This window comes from Streptomyces sp. WAC07094 (assembly GCF_036320405.1).
Lineage (GTDB): Bacteria > Actinomycetota > Actinomycetes > Streptomycetales > Streptomycetaceae > Streptomyces > Streptomyces lannensis.
Window position 1 is genome coordinate 5879656 of the sequence record NZ_JAVMJZ010000001.1, and the last position, 18613, is coordinate 5898268.

Annotated in this window: 21 protein-coding genes and 1 riboswitch; of the genes, 9 read left to right on the top strand and 12 right to left on the bottom strand. The window is 72.6% G+C overall.

Translation table 11 applies throughout. The features are described 5' to 3' along the window. The first annotated feature begins 1 nt into the window (after window position 1). Entirely contained in the window at window positions 2-367 is a 366-nt protein-coding gene (locus tag RCR19_RS25970; RefSeq protein ID WP_331269559.1) for an ATP-binding protein, read from the top strand. A 101-nt stretch (window positions 368-468) separates the two neighbouring features. Here RCR19_RS25970 and RCR19_RS25975 read toward each other — a convergent pair whose 3' ends face one another. From RCR19_RS25975 to RCR19_RS26000, 6 genes are all read right to left on the bottom strand, one after another. After that, window positions 469-882: a transglycosylase SLT domain-containing protein gene (locus RCR19_RS25975; RefSeq protein WP_059125912.1), complete on the bottom strand. Its 414-nt coding sequence runs from the start codon at window positions 880-882 to the stop codon at window positions 469-471. A gap of 496 nt (window positions 883-1378) precedes the next feature. Further along, window positions 1379-2215 (bottom strand): ECF transporter S component, encoded by an 837-nt coding sequence (locus RCR19_RS25980; RefSeq protein WP_331267308.1) that lies wholly within the window; start codon window positions 2213-2215, stop codon window positions 1379-1381. Then, window positions 2212-3900: an ATP-binding cassette domain-containing protein gene (locus tag RCR19_RS25985; protein WP_331267309.1), complete on the bottom strand. Its 1689-nt coding sequence runs from the start codon at window positions 3898-3900 to the stop codon at window positions 2212-2214. Before RCR19_RS25985 ends, RCR19_RS25980 begins: the two co-directional genes overlap by 4 nt. Further along, window positions 3897-4985 carry a CbiQ family ECF transporter T component gene (locus RCR19_RS25990; RefSeq protein ID WP_331267310.1) on the bottom strand — a complete coding sequence of 363 codons (1089 nt, stop codon included), beginning with the start codon at window positions 4983-4985 and terminating at the stop codon, window positions 3897-3899. Before RCR19_RS25990 ends, RCR19_RS25985 begins: the two co-directional genes overlap by 4 nt. 2 nt (window positions 4986-4987) lie before the next feature. After that, window positions 4988-5617 (bottom strand): SCO2322 family protein, encoded by a 630-nt coding sequence (locus tag RCR19_RS25995; protein ID WP_348541438.1) that lies wholly within the window; start codon window positions 5615-5617, stop codon window positions 4988-4990. Beyond that, window positions 5614-6855 (bottom strand): prenyltransferase/squalene oxidase repeat-containing protein, encoded by a 1242-nt coding sequence (locus tag RCR19_RS26000; protein ID WP_331267311.1) that lies wholly within the window; start codon window positions 6853-6855, stop codon window positions 5614-5616. Before RCR19_RS26000 ends, RCR19_RS25995 begins: the two co-directional genes overlap by 4 nt. Window positions 6856-6959: 104 nt before the next feature. After that, a riboswitch (cobalamin riboswitch) is annotated at window positions 6960-7087 on the bottom strand. A 48-nt stretch (window positions 7088-7135) separates the two neighbouring features. On the opposite strand from RCR19_RS26000, the gene RCR19_RS26005 reads away from it, so the two are divergent. After that, window positions 7136-7525: a hypothetical protein gene (locus RCR19_RS26005; RefSeq protein ID WP_331267312.1), complete on the top strand. Its 390-nt coding sequence runs from the start codon at window positions 7136-7138 to the stop codon at window positions 7523-7525. Between the two features lie 2 nt (window positions 7526-7527). Continuing rightward, window positions 7528-7770 carry a hypothetical protein gene (locus tag RCR19_RS26010; protein ID WP_331267313.1) on the top strand — a complete coding sequence of 81 codons (243 nt, stop codon included), beginning with the start codon at window positions 7528-7530 and terminating at the stop codon, window positions 7768-7770. Between the two features lie 67 nt (window positions 7771-7837). Here the strand turns inward: RCR19_RS26010 and RCR19_RS26015 are convergent, their stop codons facing one another. Together RCR19_RS26015 and RCR19_RS26020 are read right to left on the bottom strand one after the other, a co-directional pair. Next, window positions 7838-8284, bottom strand: coding sequence for a nuclear transport factor 2 family protein (locus RCR19_RS26015; RefSeq protein WP_331267314.1), 447 nt, complete (start codon window positions 8282-8284; stop codon window positions 7838-7840). 41 nt (window positions 8285-8325) lie between these two features. Further along, window positions 8326-9354 carry an MBL fold metallo-hydrolase gene (locus RCR19_RS26020; RefSeq protein WP_331267315.1) on the bottom strand — a complete coding sequence of 343 codons (1029 nt, stop codon included), beginning with the start codon at window positions 9352-9354 and terminating at the stop codon, window positions 8326-8328. 169 nt (window positions 9355-9523) lie between these two features. On the opposite strand from RCR19_RS26020, the gene RCR19_RS26025 reads away from it, so the two are divergent. Together RCR19_RS26025 and RCR19_RS26030 are read left to right on the top strand one after the other, a co-directional pair. Beyond that, entirely contained in the window at window positions 9524-10984 is a 1461-nt protein-coding gene (locus RCR19_RS26025) for an aldehyde dehydrogenase (RefSeq protein WP_331267316.1), read from the top strand. Window positions 10985-10987: 3 nt separating this feature from the next. After that, window positions 10988-11221 (top strand): ferredoxin, encoded by a 234-nt coding sequence (locus RCR19_RS26030; RefSeq protein WP_331267317.1) that lies wholly within the window; start codon window positions 10988-10990, stop codon window positions 11219-11221. 204 nt (window positions 11222-11425) lie between these two features. Here RCR19_RS26030 and RCR19_RS26035 read toward each other — a convergent pair whose 3' ends face one another. Continuing rightward, entirely contained in the window at window positions 11426-12142 is a 717-nt protein-coding gene (locus RCR19_RS26035; protein ID WP_331267318.1) for a TetR family transcriptional regulator, read from the bottom strand. Between the two features lie 205 nt (window positions 12143-12347). Here RCR19_RS26035 and RCR19_RS26040 point away from each other — a divergent pair, with 205 nt between their 5' ends. From RCR19_RS26040 to RCR19_RS26050, 3 genes are read left to right on the top strand one after another with little or no spacing between them, the layout of a single operon-like run. Continuing rightward, a complete protein-coding gene (locus RCR19_RS26040) occupies window positions 12348-13787 on the top strand; it encodes a glycosyltransferase family 4 protein (protein WP_331267319.1) in 1440 nt (479 codons plus the stop codon). Further along, entirely contained in the window at window positions 13781-14533 is a 753-nt protein-coding gene (locus RCR19_RS26045; protein ID WP_331267320.1) for a class I SAM-dependent methyltransferase, read from the top strand. The genes RCR19_RS26040 and RCR19_RS26045 overlap by 7 nt, the downstream gene beginning before the upstream one ends. Beyond that, window positions 14530-15600, top strand: coding sequence for a prenyltransferase (locus RCR19_RS26050; RefSeq protein ID WP_331267321.1), 1071 nt, complete (start codon window positions 14530-14532; stop codon window positions 15598-15600). Before RCR19_RS26045 ends, RCR19_RS26050 begins: the two co-directional genes overlap by 4 nt. Window positions 15601-15688: 88 nt before the next feature. On the opposite strand, the gene RCR19_RS26055 is transcribed toward RCR19_RS26050, so the two are convergent. Continuing rightward, window positions 15689-15982 (bottom strand): hypothetical protein, encoded by a 294-nt coding sequence (locus RCR19_RS26055; protein ID WP_331267322.1) that lies wholly within the window; start codon window positions 15980-15982, stop codon window positions 15689-15691. 187 nt (window positions 15983-16169) lie between these two features. Between RCR19_RS26055 and RCR19_RS26060 the strand changes: the two genes are divergently transcribed. Continuing rightward, window positions 16170-16724 (top strand): hypothetical protein, encoded by a 555-nt coding sequence (locus RCR19_RS26060; protein ID WP_331267323.1) that lies wholly within the window; start codon window positions 16170-16172, stop codon window positions 16722-16724. 26 nt (window positions 16725-16750) lie between these two features. Here the strand turns inward: RCR19_RS26060 and RCR19_RS26065 are convergent, their stop codons facing one another. Continuing rightward, window positions 16751-17761 carry an LLM class F420-dependent oxidoreductase gene (locus RCR19_RS26065; protein ID WP_331267324.1) on the bottom strand — a complete coding sequence of 337 codons (1011 nt, stop codon included), beginning with the start codon at window positions 17759-17761 and terminating at the stop codon, window positions 16751-16753. Between the two features lie 113 nt (window positions 17762-17874). Beyond that, window positions 17875-18603 carry a hypothetical protein gene (locus tag RCR19_RS26070; RefSeq protein WP_331267325.1) on the bottom strand — a complete coding sequence of 243 codons (729 nt, stop codon included), beginning with the start codon at window positions 18601-18603 and terminating at the stop codon, window positions 17875-17877. Window positions 18604-18613: the final 10 nt, after the last annotated feature.

Consider the following 18613-nt stretch of genomic DNA (forward strand, 5'->3'; position numbering starts at 1 on the left):
CATGCGCCTGACCGTGGGCGAGCACTCGGCCCGGCACGTCCGCCGGATCGTCCGCTCCCTCCTGCGCGAGTGGGAGATGGCGGATTTGGCGGACGCCGTGGAACTGGCCGTGACCGAGCTGGTCGCCAACGTCGTGCGCCATGTGCCCGACCGGCACTGCACGCTGCTCGTCCTGCGGCAGGCCGCGGGAGTCCGGGTGAAGGTGACCGACGGGTGCTCCCGGCTTCCCTCGGTGACGCACGCACCGCCCCCGGGCGCGGAAGGCGGACGCGGGCTGCTGCTCGTCGACGCCGTCGTCGACAAGTGGGGTGTGGAGCCGGAGTCTTCGGACGGCAAGACCGTGTGGTTCGAGTGCCTGGTGCCCTGAGGCCGCACACGGTGCGCAAGCGGCGGGCGTGTGCGGACACGCCGAAGGCGGCGGTCCCGGAGGGGGACCGCCGCCTTCGCGGCAGTGTGAGCTCGGCCGGCTCAGTACCAGTGGTGGGTGGACCAGAAGTTCCACGCGGCGACGGGGCTGCCGTAGCGGGAGTTCATGTAGTCCAGGCCCCACTTGATCTGGGTGGCCGGGTTCGTCTTCCAGTCGGCACCGGCGGAGGCCATCTTGGAGGCGGGCAGCGCCTGGACCAGGCCGTAGGCACCGGACGAGGCGTTGGTGGCGTGCATGTTCCAGCCGCTCTCGTGGGTGACGATCTTGTTGAACGCTTCGTACTGCGCGGCGTCAGGAATCATCTGGTGCGCGATCGTCCGGGCGTTGGAGGCCGAGTCGGTGGCCGCGTGGGCGGGCACCGAGGTGAGCAGCATGCCGGACGCGGCGGCGGCGACGGCGGCAGTGGCGAAGGCCTTCTTCGGGGAAGCGACGCGGCGGATGAAGGAGACGGACACAGAGAACCTTTTCGTTCGGGGACAAGGAGTCGCAGGCATGCCGTTACCGCGTGGGGTGCGGTGGGGGCGTACGTCGGCGCCGTGGCCCGTGTGGGCCCGTCGGCGCCCGGCGACGTCATCCAGAGAAGCAGGCTCAAGGAATGTCCGCAATGACCCTTTTTACTAGTTGTGGTCGCATCAGAGGTATGTGGCGCTCGTGTGACCTGGCTCTCAATCCGCAGGTCGGAGGCCGAATTGCCGCGGACATGCCCACTCACTCGATCTACGGCCACGGGCCGTAGGTGACCCCGCTCACGTGGGGCTCGTCACGGTTTGGGTCACCGACCGTCGAGGAGGTGACACGGAGCGAAGGCGAAGGGTGTGACCCGCGCCGCAGCCGGGTGCCCCGCGGTGTGACCCAGGTCGCGGCCCGTGGACGGGCGAGGGGTCTCCGAAGCCCCGCCGAATGTGACCGGCGCCGCATGCCCGGGAGTTGGGATGTGACCGGCGTCTCGTCTCAGCGCGGCTCGAAGGCGACCGGGCTCTCGAAGGCGGCACGACGGGTCGCCCGGCGCAGTGCCCTGAGCACGGCCGGACCGAGGAAGAAGGTCAGGACGACCGTGACGGTGGCCCGCCCGAGGTCCCAGCCCAGTGAGGTGGCCACGCAGTAGGCGAGGAAGCGGGCCAGGTTGGCGGCGAGCCCGGCATGCGGGTCGAAGGCGATGCCGGAGGCGAGTGCGTTCATATAGGGCCAGCCGGCGAGGTTCATCACCGTGCCGTACGCGAACGCGGCCAGGAAGCCGTATCCGGCGAGCATCGCCGCCTCGCCCCGCCCCCGCAGCCGGTAGCCCGGCAGCAGCCCCGCGCCCAGGGTGAACCAGCCCATGGCCAGCATCTGGAACGGCAGCCACGGTCCCACCCCGCCCGTCAGCAGGGCGGAGGCGAACATCGTCACGTTCCCGAGGACGAACCCGAAGCCGGGCCCGAGCACCCGCCCGCTCAGCACCATCAGGAAGAACATCGGCTCGATGCCGGCCGTACCCGCACCGATGGGCCGCAGGGCGGCACCGGTCGCGGCGAGCACGCCGAGCATCGCCACGGCCTTGGGACCGAGCCCCGACTCGGAGATCGTCGCCGCTACGACGGCGACCAGCAGTACCAGCAGACCGGCGAAGAGCCAGGGCGCGTCCTGGGCGTGCGCGCCGACCTGCGAGGCGGGGTCGGCGAACAGGGGCCAGGTGAACCCCGCGGCACCGACCGCGCTCACCAGGGCGAGAGCGGCGACGGACCGGGGGCCGAGGCGGACGGGACGGATCCGGGAGGCGGCGGCCGGACTCGGCGTGCGGGGTGTCATGACGACAGTGCCTCCCGGACCTGGGCGACGGTGAGCCACTGCTGTGGGGCGAGGACCTTCGTCACCTGGGGCGCGAACGAGGGGGACGCGACCACCACCTCGGCGGCCGGCCCGTCGGCGACGACCTCGCCCTCGGCCAGGATCACCACCCGGTGGGCGAGTTCCGCGGCCAGCTCCACATCATGAGTGGCCAGCACGATGGCGTGTCCCTCGGCGGCGAGCCCGCGCAGCACGGCGACCAGACGCGCCTTCGCCGCGTAGTCGAGTCCGCGTGTCGGCTCGTCCAGGAGCAGCAGCCGGGGGCGTGCCGTGAGGACCACGGCCAGGGCGAGCGCCAGCCGCTGCCCCTCCGACAGATCCCTCGGGTGCGCGTCGTCCGTGACGCCGGGCAGCAGTTCCGTCACCAGTGCCCGGCAGCTGCCGGGGACGGCGTCCGCGTCCCGGTCCGCGGCGGCGCACTCGGCGCCCACCGTGTCCGCGTACAGCAGGTCCCGCGGCTCCTGCGGTACGAGGCCCACGCGCCGTACCAGGTCACGCGGTGCGGTGCGGTGCGGGACCACGCCGCCGGTCCGTACCGAACCACGGGCCGGTTCGACGAGCCCGACGAGCGCGGACAGGAGTGTGGACTTCCCGGCTCCGTTGCGCCCCATGAGGGCCACGGTCTCACCGGCGGTGACGGTCAGGTCGACCTGGTGCAGCGCCTCGACGGCGCCACGGCGGACGGCCAGGGATGTGACGGCGGCCGCGGGTTGGGCCTGCGGGGCGTCCAGGACGCTGCGCCGGCGCAGGAAGCGCCGCGGGACGGGGACTTCGGTACCGGGGTTCGACGCCGCGCGGGGAGACGGATCCCGGCCGTCCACGGGTGACGCGTCCGCGAGCCGTTCGCGCAGGGCGTCCGCACGGCGGCGGGCGTCGCGCACCGTGAGGGGCAGGGGCGACCAGCCCGCCAGCCGGCCCAGGTCCACCACCGGCGGATACACCGGGGAGAGGGCCATGACCTCGGCCGGGGCGCCGATGACCGGACGGGCACCGGGGCCGGGGAGCAGGACGACCCGGTCGGCGTACTGGACGACCCGTTCCAGCCGGTGCTCGGCGAGCAGGACGGTCGTACCGAGATCGTGGACGAGCCGCTGCAGGACGGCGAGAACCTCTTCGGCCGCCGCGGGGTCCAGAGCGGACGTCGGCTCGTCGAGGACGAGGGCCTTCGGGTGGGGGGTGAGCACCGAGCCGATCGCGACGCGCTGCTGCTGGCCGCCCGACAGGGTGGTGATCGGCCGGTTCCTCAGATCGGCGAGGCCCAGCAGGTCCAGGGTCTCCTCGACCCGCCGCCGCATGACCGCCGGGGCCAGCCCCAATGACTCCATGCCGTAGGCGAGTTCGTCCTCCACGGTGTCCGTCACGAAGTGGGACAGCGGATCCTGCCCCACCGTGCCCACCACGTCGGCGAGTTCACGCGGCTTGTGGGTACGGGTGTCGCGTCCGGCCACGGTGACACGGCCGCGCAGGGTGCCGCCCGTGAAGTGCGGGACCAGCCCGCTCACCGCGCCCAGCACCGTGGACTTGCCGACCCCGGACGGGCCGACCAGCAACGTCAGTTCGCCCTCCGGGACCTCGAAGTCGACACCCTCGACGGCGGGTTCGGCCGCCGCGTCGTACCACACGGAGACATCCTCGAAGCGGATCACGCGGACTCCTCGGGTGCGGGGGTGACGAACGCGGGCAGCAGACCGACCAGGACGGCCGCGGCGGGCAGCAGGGGCAGTGCCGGAGCGGCCAGGGGGACGACACCGGGGTGCAGCGCGGAGGGGTCCAGGGCGGCGGCGACGGCCAGCACCGCCGCCGCCACGATCCCGGAACCGGCGACCAGCCACGCCCGTGCGCCCCAGACGTCCGGCCGGTAGCGCGTGCGCGGCGAGCGCCGGCCGCCGAGCCGGAGGCCCGCGAGGGCGGCGGCGAGGCCCACGAGCAGGACGGGCAGACCGTAGACGCCCCCTTCGGCCGTCAGCAGTCCGTACGTCCCCGCGCAGACGCCGAGGAGGCCGCCCAGGGTGAGGGCGGCGGTGGTGCGCCGGACGGCGGGGGGTACGTCGGCGGTGCGGCCGAAGCCGCGCGCGTCCATGGCGGCGGCGAGGGCGACGGAGCGTTCCAGCGCGCCTTCCAGGACAGGCAGTCCTACCTGGAGCAGCCCGCGCAGGCCCCGGTCGGGCCGGCCGCGCAGCCGGCGTGCCGCGCGCAGGCGCCGGACGTCGGCGACGAGGTGCGGGGCGAAGGTGAGCGCCACGACGACCGCCACACCCGTCTCGTACAGGGCACCCGGGAGTGCCTTGAGCAGCCTTGCCGGATTCGCCAGCGCGTTGGCGGCACCGACGCAGATGAGCAGGGTGGCCAGTTTGAGGCCGTCGTACAGGGCGAAGACAAGGCCCTCGGCGGTGACCCGGCCACCGATGCGGATGCCCTGGGCCCAGTGCGGCAGGGGGACTTCGGGCAAGGTCAGGACGGTGTGGGTACCGGGGACGGGCGAGCCGAGGACCACGGCGAAGACCAGGCGGATGACGAGGACCGCGAGGGCGAGTCTGGCGAAGGCCGCGTAGGAGCGGGACCACGGATCCTGTGTGCGGCGGGCCGCTACGACGTACGCGGACACGGCGACGAGGAGGGCCAGCACGAGCGGGTTGGTGGTACGGGTGGCCGCGACGGCGAGCCCCAGTGACCACAGCCACCAGGCGCCCGGGTGGACGGCCGGTCGGCCGCGGCCGGTCGGGGGCGCCATCGTCAGCTCCTGCGGCGGCGCGCCTGCCACAGCGCCGCCCCGCCCAGGACGACCACGGCGGCGACGCCCGCGAACACGCCCACCGACGGGCCGTGGTGCGGCTCGTCATCGGCTGGCGCGGCGTGCTTCTGCGCGGTCACCTGCTCCCCGCACCCCTGCCGCGGATAGCCCGCTATCCCGCACAGCAGGGCGTTCGTGTCGTAGCGGAGGGGCCCCGCGACCGCGGCGAGCGCGTCCGCCGTCGTCGCGTCCCCGGGTATGCGGGCGCAGGCGGTGCGCGCGGCGGGCGGGGTCTCGCCCGAGGCGGCGTCCGAGGGCGTACCGAAGTCGATGACCAGCGCCACCCGCTTCTGGCCCGGCCGTGCGGGCGTCCCGTCGCAGACGGCGCCGAAGTCCGCGGCCCCACGCGGTGTGGTGGCGTCCGCGGAGTCCTCGCTGACGGCGAAGCGGAAGCCCTGGACGTCACCGTCGGCCGGGCGGGCGGTCGAGGGGCCCTGGGTTGCGTACGTCCAGTGGCCGCCGTCGCGCTCCCAGAAGGACCAGTAGCGGTACCCGGCGGCCTGCGCCTGCCCGGCGGCCCCCAGCAGCAGGAGCAGAGGGGCCAGGAGCAGGGCGCAGACGCGGCGGCTCACGGCTGACGCCTCCCGCCCCGGGAGGTGTACAGGATGCCGCCGGCGGTCAGGGCGAGGAGACAGGCACCGACGATCCAAGCGACACGGAGGGGACCCTCGTCCTTGTCGGACTTCGCCGCGTCCTCGGAGCCGTGCGGCTCGGAGCCCTTGGCGTCGGGCACCGAGGCGGGGGCCGGTCCGGTCGCGTCCATGAGCCGGACCAGGTCCTGGCCGCCGAAGTGGCGCGGGTCGGAGCCCTCCGCGTTCGCGGCGAGGATCAGCTGGGCGTACGCGGCCGGTCCGCTCTGCTTCGCCCACTGCTCGTAGTGGGTCTCCAGCCAGCGCAGCGAATCGGCGGCCCGGTCGCCCTGGCCGACGGTGGCGAGCGCGACGACCGCGTCCGCCGTGTTGCCGTAGTCGGGTTGCGGCTTGGCGCCGGGCAGCTCCTGGGTGAGGTGCTTGTCCTTGGCCAGGGCCGTGCGGAGGTAGGCGGCGCCGTTGTGTGCGGCCTGTCCGGGACCGTCGGCTCTCCCGCAGGCCGGGGGTGCGGCGTCGGGCCTGGCGTCGTCGCCGGCCAGCCCCTTGCCGAGCGCGCCGAGCACCGCTGCCGCCGTCGCGTCCGCGTTGGCCGTCAACCTGCCCTTCTTGTCCGGCTGGTAGGCGAAGGCACCCGCCCCGTCGCCGTCGCAGGGCAGTGCCAGCTTCAGAAGCGCGTCATAAGGGGACCTGCCCCCCTTGCGAACGTCCTTCGGGTCCCCGCCCGCGGCGGCGAGGGCGCCGATGACCACGGACGTGGAGTTCGCGTCGCTGGCACCGCCCGGCGTGTACCCCCAGCCGCCGTCCGCGTTCTGCACGGACTTCAGCCAGGTGACCGCCTTGCCGGTGGCGGCGTCGTGGCCGCCGAGTGCGGCGAGCGCCTGGACGGCGGCGGCCGTGCTGTTGGTGTCGACCACGAGTCCGGCGCCGCAGGGCTCGGCTGTGTCGGCGCGGAAGGCCGCGAACGCGCCGTTCGCGCACTGCTGTCCGGTCAGCCAGTCCACCGCCGCGATCGCGGGCTTGACGCCCACGGTGTCCTGGGCGAGGAGGGTCAGCGACTGGCGCCAGACGCCGTCGTACGTCGGGTCCGTGCGGCCGTACAGACCGTCGGGTATCACCGGGGACGGCGACGCGGACGGGGACGGTCCGGCGGCGACGGCGGGCGTGGCCGTGCCGATCACGGCGACCGCTGCCAGAGCCGCGGCGCTGCGGCGGAGGTTCATGTGCCTCTCCCTGCGGGGAGCCGGGCAGCACGGAACACTCCGGGCGGCTCGGCTCCGTAGACCTCGACGGTGCCGCACACCGGCGGGCCGCGGGTGTGCGTGAGCCGGTCACGAACCGTGCGGGGCGATCCGGCTCGCCACGTGGGTGGCTCACGGTTGCGGGTCAGCGCCGGAATTCCACCGGCTTCCCCCCGTACGGGTGCGAGAACGACCCGGCTACTGTACCCGCCGGTAGGAGGGGAGCCGAGGGCCCCCCGCGAGGGGAGCGGGCGCGGGGACCGTGCGGGCCGGCCCCGGACGGGGGCCGTTCACGCAGACGGGGAGTCTGCCCGGCTCCGGGCGCACGGCGGACGTGTACGAGATCGACGGCGCATGGGTGCCGAGGCGCTACCGGGACGGCTGGGGCGACGCGGCGGCCGAGGCCGTGGTGATGGACCACGTCCGTGGCCGCGTTTGCCCCGCGCCCGGCGTACGGACGGCGACCCGCGGCGACCTCGTGATGGAGAAACTGTCCGGGCCGGCGAGGCCGGAGGCGATGCCCCACGGGCGCCTCGGCCCGCAGGAGGCCGGGGAGTTGCCGCCCGGCCGCTGCGCGACCTGCATGCGCTGCCCGCCCGCGACTCGTCGGACCCGGCCGTCCGCGTCCTCCACCTCGACCTGCACACACTGAACATGATCACGACCGCCGAAGGCTCGAAGGTCGTCGACCGGGCGACCGCCGAGGAGGGCGCCCCGGGGCTCGACCGGGGCAGGCCCGCGGTGGTCCTCGCGCAGGTGGCCGTGGTCGGCGAACCCCGGGTGGACGGCGTGCGCGCGTTGCCGGCCGCGATGCCGGCGGGGCACCGGGGCACCTCGGCTCTGACCGGGGAGGGCCTGACGGAGGCTCCGCGCCGCCGGCGGAGAACCCGCCCATGAGCGAGCGCGAGGTCGAACTTCTCGGCGGGGCCGAGGCGTTGATCCGACGCACGGCGTCGGGGACCGCCTAGCGGGGGAGCCGGCGCGTGGGGCCGCCGAAGGGCAGGTGCACGGTGCGGGAGGTGAGCAGCCAGATGCAGTCCGCCCTGCCGAAGGTGTCCTGGTAGTGGCCCACTTGGGTCGGGGGACCCGCCGGGACCAGGCCGCCCTCGTACCCGTCGACGCGGTACGTCGTGAAGTACGACGTGGCGGCGGCCGCGTCCGGGGACGTCACCGTGACGAGGACGTTGGACATCAGGCGGCGTGAGAGCCGGTCGGCGGGACGCCCGCCGAAGTAGCGGCGCAGCGCGTCCCGGCCCCGCACGGTCCTGTCGCCCGCCGGCCACCGCCAGACGCCGTCCTCCGTGAACAGCTCGGCCACGGAGGCGGGTTCCCCGAGGTCGAGCCGGTGCACGAAGTCGAGGACGAGGCGCTCGCAGGCGCGTTCGGCGAGGAGTCGCTCCCAGGGATCCATACTGCTTGGTATCAGCGGCGGGACACGGGGTGCGAGTGCTTTCACACCGCCACGTACGTCACCGGATCGCTCGCCGTCACCGCCTCCGCGCGGCCCGTCTTCACCAGCCGGCGCAAGTGCGCCTCGGCCTCGGAGACCGCGATGTGCCGTGAACCGTAGGGGATCTCCTCCCAGGGGCGGTTCCACTCCATGCGCTCGGCGAGCTGCCAGGGGGTCAGCGGGGTGCCGAGGAGCGCGAGGAGGTCGCCCAGCCGCTCCTCGTGGTGGGCCAGCAACTCCCGGACGCGGACGGGCGCGTCCGGGAAGGTGTGCTGGTGGGCCGGGAGCACCTCGGCGGGTGCGAGGCGGCCGATGCGTTCGAGGGAGTCGAGGTAGTCGCCGAGGGGGTCGGTCAACGTGGCGTCGTCCGGGTCCTCGTAGAGGCCGATGTGCGGGGTGATCCCGGGGAGCAGATGGTCTCCGGAGAACAGGCGGCCGTGGCCGGGCAGGCCTGCGGGATGCTCCTCCTCCAGGTGCAGGCACACATGACCGGGTGTGTGTCCCGGGGTCCAGATCGCGCGCAGCCGGCGGCCGGGGAGGTCGAGGAGGTCGCCGGGGACGATCTCGCGGTCGGGGAGCGCGGGGGAGAAGCCGGGCAGGCTGCCGCGGGCTCGCGCGGCGCGCAGAGGTGCCAGATGCTCCTCGGGGGCGCCGGCCGCCGCCAGCTTGCCCTCCATATAGACGAACCAGCGCTCAGGGCGGGTATCGCGGGTCCTGCGGACGATCGCGGAGTCCGCCGCGTGCATCGCGATCCACGCCCCCGACGCCTCGCGGACCCGCCCGCACAGACCGTGGTGGTCGGGGTGGTGATGGGTGACCAACACTCCCGTGATCTCCGTGATCGATGTGCCGCAGGCCGTCAGCCCTTCGACGAGGGCGTCCCAGGAGTCCGGATCGTCCCAGCCCGTGTCGACCAGGACCGGACCGCCGTCGGTGTCGACGACGTACACCAGCGTGTGGCCGAGGGGGTTGTCAGGGATCGGGACCCTGATCGACCGTACGCCCCCGCCGTGATCGGCCGTCCGAGCCATGGATTCCCCAATCGCCGCCTTCCGGCCACTATAACTAGAACACGTTTCGAAGGTAGCCGCGGTCACCTTCCGGCCCCGGTGTCCCGACCGTGGACTACGCCGACCGGAACTGGTATCAGTTCGATATCTGATGCATCGTCAGAAGATGCTCCCGGGGAGGCAGTCGGCCATGACCGAGCTCGTGGAACACGGACAGCTGTTCATCGGCGGGGAGTTGACCGATCCCCTGGGCAAGGACGTCATCGAGGTGGTCTCGCCGCACACCGAGAAGGTCGTCGGGCGCGTACCGCACGCCTCGCGGGAGGACGTGGACCGGGCCGTCGCCGCCGCCCGCCGGGCCTTCGACGAGGGGCCCTGGCCGCGGATGACGCTCGACGAGCGGATCGCGGCCGTGTCCAGGATCAAGGATGCGATCGCCGTACGGCACGAGGAGATCGCCCGGGTCATCTCCTGCGAGAACGGCTCCCCGTACTCGTGGAGCGTCCTCGCCCAGGCGCTCGGCGCGATGATGGTGTGGGACGCGGCGATCACGGTCGCACGGGACTTCACCCACGAGGAGCGGCGCGACGGTGTCCTCGGGAAGATCCTTGTGCGCCGTGAGCCGGCCGGGGTCGTGGCGGCCGTGGTGCCCTGGAACGTGCCGCAGTTCGTGGCCGCCGCCAAGCTCGCGCCCGCCCTGCTGGCCGGGTGCACCGCCGTCCTCAAGCCGTCGCCCGAGTCGCCGCTGGACGCGTACATCCTCGGTGAGATCGCGCGCGAGGCCGGGCTGCCCGAGGGTGTGCTGTCGATCCTGCCCGCGGACCGCGAGGTCAGCGAATACCTCGTCGGGCACCCCGGCATCGACAAGGTGTCCTTCACCCGTTCGGTCGCGGCCGGCAAGCGGGTGATGGAGGTCGCCTCGCGCCGTCTCACCCGGGTGACCCTGGAGCTCGGCGGGAAGTCGGCGGCCGTGGTGCTGCCGGACGCGGACCTCTCCACGACGGTGGCGGGGATCGTCCCGGCCGCCTGGATGAACAATGGGCAGGCCTGTGTGGCGCAGACCCGCATCTTGGTGCCGCGCTCACGCTACGACGAGTTCGCCGAGGCCCTCGCGGCCGCGGCGGGGGCACTCGTGGTGGGCGATCCGCTGGACCCGGCGACCCAGGTCGGTCCGCTGGTGGCCGCCCGCCAGCAGCGGCGCAACCTCGACTACATCGGGATCGGCCAGGAGGAGGGTGCCAAGGTGCTCACGGGCGGCGGGCGCCCCGCGGGCCTCACCCGCGGCTGGTACGTGGAGCCGACCCTGTTCGGCGACGTCGACAACTCCATGCGGATCGCCCGCGAGGAGATCTTCGGGCCGGTCGTCTGCCTGCTCCCGTACGGTGACGAGGACGAGGCCGTGAAGATCGCGAACGACTCCGACTACGGCCTCAGCGGCAGCGTCTGGACGGCGGACGTCGAGCGCGGTATCGACGTCGCCCGGCAGGTGCGTACCGGCACGTACTCGGTGAACACCTTCAGTCTCGACATGCTGGGTCCATTCGGCGGCTACAAGAACTCGGGTCTTGGGCGGGAGTTCGGGCCCGAGGGGTACGGCGAGTTCCTGGAGCACAAGATGATCCATCTGCCGGCCGGGTACGGGGAGGCGTAGCGCATGGGAGACCGCTGGCACATCGAGGTGGACCGCTCGGTCTGCATCGGGTCCGCGCAGTGCGTCCACCGCGCGGCCGACGCCTTCCGCCTCGACGGCGCACGGCAGTCCCACCCCGTGGATCCGGACGCCGACGCGGGCGAGCAGATCCTGGACGCGGCGGAGAACTGCCCGGTGGAGGCGATCGTGATCACCCTGGTGGAGAGCGGGGAGCCGGTGTTCCGTCCGGAGGAATGAGCGGATCACCGGATGCCAGTCCGGATTGCCCGAAAAATATTGTTTAGGGGGTTCCGTCAGGGTGTGCCGGTGTTAAGCTGAAAAGTGCCTACGAGGCGAGCGAGGAAACTCGACCGGAAGCTGCCGACTTCGGCGTGAGGTTTCGGTTTCCGCTGGGGCCGACATCGGTCGGCCGAGGGGCTGGAAGGTCGAAAGACCGGAAAGTCATCCGGACCCGTCTCGTAGGTTTTTCCGTGCCCGCGGACCGGATGGGTGGGGTCCCTCCCGCCCCGGAGCCCAGTGCGGCTCGCGAGGGCCGGTGAGGTCGATGAGCCGGCACACCGTCTCGATGTCGATCTTGACCTGGGCGATGGAGGCGCGGCCCGAGAGCCAGGTGATCAGAGCCGAGTGCCAGGTGTGTTCGATCACCCGGACCGCGGAGAGCTGTTCCGGGGTCGGGTCGTCCAGCCCCATCGCGTCCAGGATGATCGCCGTCGTCTGACGGGAGACCTGGTCCACCTCCGGGGAGACGCTGCGGTCCGCGAAGGTCAGTGCGCGCACCATGGCGTCGGCGAGATGGGGCTCGCGCTGCAGGGCGCGGAAGGCGCGCATCAGGGTCTGCGCCACCCGCTCGGCGGCCGTCTCCCCGGACGGCGGCTTCTTGCGCAGGGTGCCGTGCATGTGCTCCAACTGGTCCTGCATGGTGGCGACGAGCAGATGCACCTTCGAGGGGAAGTAGCGGTAGAGCGTGCCCAGGGCGACCTGCGAGGACTCCGCGACCTCACGCATCTGCACCGCGTCGAAACCGCCCCGGCTGGCCAGCTGCGCGCTCGCGTGCAGGATCCTGCGGCGGCGCGCCTCCTGCCGCTCGGTGAGCGGCGGTGAGGCCGGCTGGACCGCCGGTCGCGCGGTACTGGCTGGCACCTTGGCTTCCGCAGGCATGGGTCCCGTTCCGTGACAGTCGGTGAGGGCGGGCGATCAGACAGCATGGCAGGGTGCCGGTCGTGGCGCGAATCACCCGGGCCACCACTCACAGCGGCGCTACCTGCCGGTAGATTCAGAGCCCCTACGATCAAGTCTGAAACTTGTTCTAGATTACCGTCCCGGCGTAATCTCGCGGGAAAATGGCAGGGAGAAGGGGCCGAGAGTGACCGCTGAGGCCAGGGAGGCGGGTCCCAAGGAGGGCATGGCCGCGGACGGGGACAGCCCGTTGCGCATCGCGCTCCTCACCTACAAGGGAAACCCGTTCTGCGGCGGTCAGGGTGTCTATGTGCGGCACCTCTCGCGCGAACTGGTCCGGCTCGGCCACCGGGTCGAGGTGATCGGTGCCCAGCCGTACCCCGTGCTCGACGAGGGCGAGGACCTTCAGGGCCTGACCCTCACCGAACTGCCCAGCCTCGACCTGTACCGGCAGCCCGACCCCTTCCGTACCCCGCGGCGCGAGGAGTACCGGGACTGGATCGACGGCCTCGAGGTGGCGACGATGTGGACCGGCGGCTTCCCGGAGCCGCTGACCTTCTCGCTGCGCGCCCGCCGCCATCTGCGTGCCCGGCGCGGCGACTTCGACGTCGTGCACGACAACCAGACACTCGGTTACGGCCTGTTGGGTGAGGTGGGGGCGCCGCTGGTGACCACCATCCATCACCCCATCACCGTGGACCGCCGGTTGGAGCTGGACGCGGCCGAGGGCTGGCAGCGCAGACTCTCCGTACGGCGCTGGTACGCGTTCGCGCGGATGCAGAGGCGGGTGGCCCGCCGGCTGCCCTCGGTGCTCACCGTCTCCGGCACCTCCCGCCAGGAGATCGTCGACCACCTCGGTGTCTCCCGGGACCGCATCCGCGTCGTGCACATCGGTGCCGACACGGACCTGTTCTCGCCGGATCCCTCGGTGCCGCAGGTGCCCGGCCGGATCGTCACCACCTCCAGCGCGGACGTGCCGCTCAAGGGCCTGGTCTTCCTGATCGAGGCGCTCGCGAAGCTGCGGACCGAGCATCCGCGGGCGCATCTGGTCGTGGTCGGCAAGCGGGCGCAGGACGGACCGGTCGCCCAGGCCATCGAGCGGTACGGGCTCGAGGGCGCCGTCGACTTCGTCAAGGGCATCTCGGACGCGGAACTGGTCGATCTGGTGCGATCGGCCGAGGTGGCCTGCGTGCCCTCGCTGTACGAGGGCTTCTCGCTGCCGGCCGCCGAGGCCATGGCGACGGGTACGCCGCTGGTGGCCACCACCGGTGGTGCCGTGCCCGAGGTCGCGGGAGCGGACGGCGAGACCTGTCTCGCGGTGCCCCCGGCCGACGCCGGCGCGCTGGCCACCGCGATCGGCAGGCTGCTCGGGGACCCGGAGCTGCGGGCACGGCTGGGAGCGGCCGGACGCCGGCGCGTGCTGCGCCACTTCACCTGGGCCAAGGCCGCCGAGGGCACGGTGGCGCGGTACCGCGAGGCCGTCGCCGCCTCCGTCCGGCCGGACACCCGGCGCTCCCCGGCCCCGACACGGGCCGCGCGCGCGGCCGAAGAAGCGGTCGCGGCCGAGAAACCGGCCGCCGCCGAAGAGATCGTCGTACCCAATCGCGAAAGCAGGGCCACGTGCTGACCGTCGACTTCTCCCGGTTCCCGCTCGCCCCGGGAGACCGCGTCCTGGACCTCGGCTGCGGTGCCGGACGGCACGCGTTCGAGTGCTACCGGCGCGGAGCCCAGGTCGTGGCCGTCGACCGCAACGGCGAGGAGATCCGCGAGGTCGCCAAGTGGTTCGCGGCGATGAAGGAGGCCGGCGAGGCCCCCGAGGGCGCCACCGCGACCGCGATGGAGGGGGACGCCCTTGCGCTCCCCTTCCCCGACGAGTCCTTCGACGTCGTGATCATCTCCGAGGTCATGGAGCACATCCCGGACGACAAGGGCGTGCTCGCCGAGATGGTCCGGGTGCTCAAGCCGGGCGGACGTATCGCGATCACCGTGCCGCGCTACGGCCCCGAGAAGGTCTGCTGGACCCTGTCCGACGCCTATCACGAGGTCGAGGGCGGTCATATCCGCATCTACCGCGCGGACGAGCTCCTCGCGAAGATCCGGCAGGCCGGGCTCAAGCCGTACGGCACGCACCACGCGCACGCGCTGCACTCGCCGTACTGGTGGCTCAAGTGCGCCTTCGGCGTCGACAACGACAAGGCGCTGCCGGTGCGCGCGTACCACAAGCTCCTGGTCTGGGACATCATGAAGAAACCCGTCGCCACCCGGGTCGCCGAACAGGCGCTGAACCCGCTGATCGGCAAGAGCTTCGTCGCCTATGCGACAAAGCCGCATCTGCCCCGGCTCTCCGGGACCTCCGAGGCGGCCGGCCAGTGACGACCCCCCGGACAGAACACCTCGTCCTGCCCGGGGTCCTCACCGCCGAGGAGGCCGCCGCGACCGTCGGCGGACTCCTCGCCGTGCAGCGGGAGGACGGAGCCATCCCGTGGTACCGGGGGCACCATCTCGACCCGTGGGACCACGTCGAGGCGGCCATGGCACTGGACGCGGCCGACGAGAACGAGGCGGCCGAACGCGCCTACGAGTGGCTGGCCCGGCACCAGAACGAGGACGGCTCCTGGTACGCGGCGTACGCCGACGGGGACCCGCAGGACGTGACGGACCGCGGCCGGGAGACGAACTTCGTCGCCTATGTGGCCGTGGGGGTGTGGCACCACTACCTCGCGACCGGGGACGACACGTTCCTGGACCGGATGTGGCCCACCGTGTACGCGGCCGTGGAGTTCGTGCTGCGTCTCCAACTGCCCGGCGGGCAGATCGGATGGAAGCGCGAGGACGACGGAACGGCCGTGACGGACGCGCTGCTCACCGGCTGCTCCTCGATCCACCATGCGCTGCGGTGCGCTCTCGCGATCGCGGAACAGCGTGAAGAGCCCCAGCCCGACTGGGAGTTGGCGGTGGGCGCGCTGCGGCACGCGATACGCAGGCACCCCGAGCGCTTCCTCGACAAGGACCGCTACTCGATGGACTGGTACTACCCGGTCCTGGGGGGCGCACTGACGGGCGTCGAGGCGAAGGAGCGCCTCGAGGCGGACTGGCACCGCTTCGTCGTGCCCGGCCTCGGTGTGCGCTGCGTCGTCCCCAACCCGTGGGTGACCGGCGGCGAGTCGGCCGAGCTCGCCCTGGCCCTGTGGGCCGTGGGCGAGTCCGACCGCGCGCTCGAGATCCTTCAGTCGATCCAGCACCTGCGGGACCCGGAGACGGGCCTGTACTGGACGGGCTACGTCTTCGAGGACCGCACGATCTGGCCGAGGGAGCTCACCACCTGGACGGCCGGTTCACTGCTTCTGGCCGTGGCCGCGCTCGGCGGGGACGAGCCGACGTGCGCGGTCTTCGGGGGCGAGCGCCTGCCACGGGGCCTGGAGGCCGACTGCTGCGCGTAGGGCCCGTCGTCCGGATCATCCCGGCGTCGGCCGAAAGGCGCGGTCGCTCCCGGCCGACCTGATCCGAACGACGGACCCCGGGCGCAGCTCAGTGCCGGTGGATGCGGTGGGCGATGGCGTGGCCCACGAAGAGGTAGACCACGGCGGCCAGTCCGTAGCCGGCGACCACGCGCGCCCAGGCCTCGTCGAAGGTGAACAGGTCGTGCGACCAGCCCGCGAGCCAGTTCGCCGCGTTGTGGACGAACTGCACCAGGTCGTTGGCGCGGTTGGCGTCCAGCAGGTACATCAGGATCCACAGGCCCAGGATGAAGGCCATGACGTCGGCGACGATCGCGATGACCGTGCCGGCCTGGTTCGTACCGTTGCGATATCGAGGAGACATGTCCTTCGGATTGCCCGTCGACCCCGCTTGAAACGCACGCGACCGCCGCACATCCCTTGTGGGACAAGGGAGTCACCCGATCGGCCCGGCCCGGTCGGCGCCCCCGGCCGCGGCGTGTGACGCTGCCTTGAGAGCCGTGTCTCCCGGCCGGGAGACGTACCGTTCCTCGCCAAGGCCGGAGGATCCCGTGTCCCGACCGATACGCGCCCTCGCGGTGACCCTCGCGACGTGCTCCACCCTGTTCGCCGGGACCGCCTGCGGTGGTCGTACCGCCGTGCAGCAGGTCGCCGGCAACTACATCGTGGTCGCCTCGCCCGCGCCGAGCACCCCGGCCGAGCGGCAGAAGCTGGCCAGGACCCGCTTCCTGGCGAACGCGGGGCTCGCGGCCGGGGCCACGTACCAGTGGATCGTGAAGCCGTGGAAGGCCGGCGGGTTCAAGAACGGCGCACGGGGGCGGCAGGAGGCCCTGGTGAAGGCCGGTCTCGCGGGTACCTTCGCGTACAACCGGCTCAGGGCGGCCCAGCGCAGCGCCCAGGGTGATCCGGCGCTCGCCAGGGCCCTCGCGCCGCTCGCCGCGGGCATCGACGGGCTCAGGACCCTGCCGACGCGGCTGAGCAACGGCGACGAGTCGGCGGTGAGTTCCTTCGCCGACGTGGTCAGCAAGGTGAAGAGCGCGAGCCGCAGCGCGGGCGCCTCGGTCAGGAACCAGTACCCGACGGCCAGACAGCTCACGGTGGACTGAGACGGAACGTCGCGGGGCGGTGCGCGCTATGCGTTGAGTTCGGCCAGCACCCGCAGCGTGTGCGGGTCGGGGTCCAGGGCCAGCAGATCGGTCACCGGGCTCTTGCGCCACAACTCCAGTCGCTCCGCGATCCGTTCGCGCGGACCGACGAGCGAGATCTCGTCGGCGAAGGCGTCGGGCACGGCCCGCACCGCCTCCTCCCGGCGTCCCTCCAGGAACAGCCGCTGGATGCGCCGCGCCTCCTCCTCGTACCCCATGCGCGCCATGAGGTCGGCGTGGAAGTTCCGTGCCGTGTGCCCCATGCCGCCGATGTAGAAGCCCAGCATGGCCTTGACCGGCAGCAGCCCCTGCGGGACGTCGTCGCAGACGCGCACCTGTGCCATGGGGGCGACGAGGAAGCCTTCGGACACCTCGGCCAGGGCGGGTCCGTAGACCTCGGGACGGGTCGGCGCCCAGTACAGCGGCAGCCAGCCGTCGGCGATCCGGGTCGTCTGCGCCACGTTCTTCGGCCCCTCGGCGCCGAGCAGGATCGGCAGGTCGGCGCGCAGGGGGTGGGTGATCGGTTTCAGCGTCTTGCCGAGCCCGGTGCCGTCCGGCCCGGGGTAGGGCAGGGGGTGGAAGCGTCCGTCCAGTGCGACCGGGGCCTCGCGCCGCAGGACCTGGCGTACGACGTCGACGTACTCCCGGGTGGCGGTCAGCGGGGAGGCGGGGAACGGCCGCCCGTACCAGCCCTCGACGACCTGGGGCCCCGACAGCCCGAGGCCGAGCATCAAACGTCCGCCGGAAAGATGGTCCAGGGTGAGTGCGTGCATCGCTGTCGTGGTCGGGGAGCGGGCCGCCATCTGGGCGACGGCCGTGCCCAGGCCGATCCTCGAGGTCCGCGCGGCGATCCAGGTCAGCGGGGTGAAGGCGTCCGATCCCCAGGACTCGGCGGTCCACACCGAGTGGTAACCGAGCCGCTCGGCCTCCAGCGCCCGCGAGACGTGGTCCGCCGCCGGGCCTCGGCCCCAGTAGCCGAGCGCGAGTCCGAGCCGCATGTCGCCTCCGTACATGCTGAGCTGACGAGTCATCAGAAGGTGACGCAGGGCTGCGACTGTACGACAACGGCCCCCCGCCCGGAAGGGCGAGGGGCCGTATGCCGATGAGGGGGTCAGCCGCGCTGGATGCCGCTGGTGTCCTGCAGCACACCACGGCGGCCGTCCTGCGTCTGGGCGACCAGGCCGGGGCCGCGCTGCTCGACCGCCAAGTACCAGGTGCCGGGGGCGAGTTCGGCGATCGGCGTGGGCGAGCCGTCCTCCGCGTACAGCGGACGGGGCACCGGCACGGCGAACCAGAACGGCGAGAAGTCCCCGGCCGGAGCCTGCTGCTGCGGCTGCCCGCCGAACGGCTGGCCCTGCTGGGGCTGCCCGCCGAACGACTGCTGCTGGGCGCCCGGGTAGCCGTAACCGCCCTGTGGCTGCCCGCCGTAGGGCTGGGGCGCGACCGGCTTGGGAGCGGGGACGAGAGCGGCCTGCAGCGCCGGTACCACGGGAGTGGCGACGGCGGCGGCCGCCAGCAGCAGGGCGGCGATGAAGCCGAGGACCAGGCCGGTGCCGGCGTCGATCCCGCTCGGGACGTCCACCAGGAACCAGAACAGGATCCATGCGGTGAGGATGGTGAACGCCTGGCCGACCGCGGTGAGTTCCAGACCGACGATCTTGCGGGGCTGGGGCAGGCAGCGGTTGATGACGATCAGAGCGGCGCCGACGACCCCGCCCATGTAGAGGCCGAGGCCTTCACCGAGGGAGTCCCAGGCGTTCGGGGCGCCGCTGAAGCCCGCGGCCGAGTAGAAGTCGAGAAACGACGCGATGAACAGCAATACCGCTGCTCCGATCACCACGCCGTCGCCT